Here is a 1,248-nt window from a genome sequence, read left to right on the forward strand (position 1 = left end):
GGAGCACGTCGCCACCGGCCAGGAGTTGCCGCACGGTGGCGAGCGCTTCTGCCTGGTGAAGGGCCATCTGCTCGAAGAGGGCGGCCGTCAGCCACAGCGACGTCACGCGGTGGTGACGCAGCTGCGCCGCCAACTCCTCCAGGGTGAGGGCATGGGGCGGCGCGAGAACGAGCTTCGCGCCGTGCAGCAGCGCGCCCCAGATTTCGAGCGTGGACGCGTCGAAGGCAACGGGAGCGAACTGGAGCCACACTTCGTCGGGCCCGAAGCGCATGAAGGTATTGCCAAGCACCAGCCGGGTGATGCCCCTATGGGGCACGCAGACGCCCTTGGGGCGGCCCGTGCTGCCCGAGGTGAACATGACGTAGGCGAGGGACTCGCCGTCCACATGCACGTCCGGCGCGTGCGTGGGGAATGAGCCGAGGACGTCTTGCTGCGCGTCCAGCCAGACACGGGTGCCGGTGGTGGGCAGCAGTGAGGCGAAGGGCTGGTGCGTGAGGACCACCTCGACGTCGGCATCCTCCAGGAGCATGGCGATGCGCTCCACGGGGGCATTGCGGTCCACCGGGACGAATGCGGCACCGGCCTTGAGGATGGCGAGGAGTGCGACCACCAACTCGAAGGAGCGCTCGACGGCGAGGCCGACGCGCGCACCGGGCGTGATGCCGAGCGCGCGCAGGTGATGGGCCAGTTGATTGGCGCGAGCGTCGAGCTGGCCGTACGTCATGGTCACGTCACCCAGGACGAGGGCCACGGCGTCGGGAGTCTGCTGGGCCTGACGCGCGAAGTGGACATGGACGGGAACGTCGGTAGGGCTCTCCACCGCGGTGTCATTCCAGCCGACGAGGAGGCGCTGGCGCTCCTCGGTCCCCAGCAGGGGCAGCTCCGCTACCGGCTGCTCGGGTGTCGCAGCCACGGCTTCGAGCAACATGCGCAGGTGGGCGGCCATCCGCTCCACGGTGCTTCGATGGAAGAGCGCGGTGCTGTACTCCAGCACGCCCTGCAATCCTTCCGGCGTCTCCGAGAAGAAGGCGCTCAGGTCGAACTTCGAGGTCGTGTGTTCGGAGGTCAGGCCCTGGAGGCGCAAGCCCGGCAGACGCACGTCCTCAGTGGGCACGTTCTGGAGCGTCAGCAACGTCTGGAAGAGCGGTGTGTGGCTGAGACTGCGCGTGGGCTGCAGCACCTCCACGAGCTTCTCGAACGGTACGTCCTGGTGCTCATACGCTTCGAGCACCGTGCCGCGCACCTGGC

The 1,248-nt window shown here is 68.3% G+C and carries 1 protein-coding gene; it reads right to left on the reverse strand.

Translation table 11 applies throughout. The features are described 5' to 3' along the window. On the reverse strand, positions 1-1,231 hold a 1,231-nt coding region (locus tag D7X12_RS41430), incomplete at its 3' end, for an AMP-binding protein (protein WP_244225105.1). Between the last annotated feature and the right edge of the window lie 17 nt (positions 1,232-1,248).

Source organism: Corallococcus sicarius (genome assembly GCF_003611735.1).
Classification (GTDB): domain Bacteria; phylum Myxococcota; class Myxococcia; order Myxococcales; family Myxococcaceae; genus Corallococcus; species Corallococcus sicarius.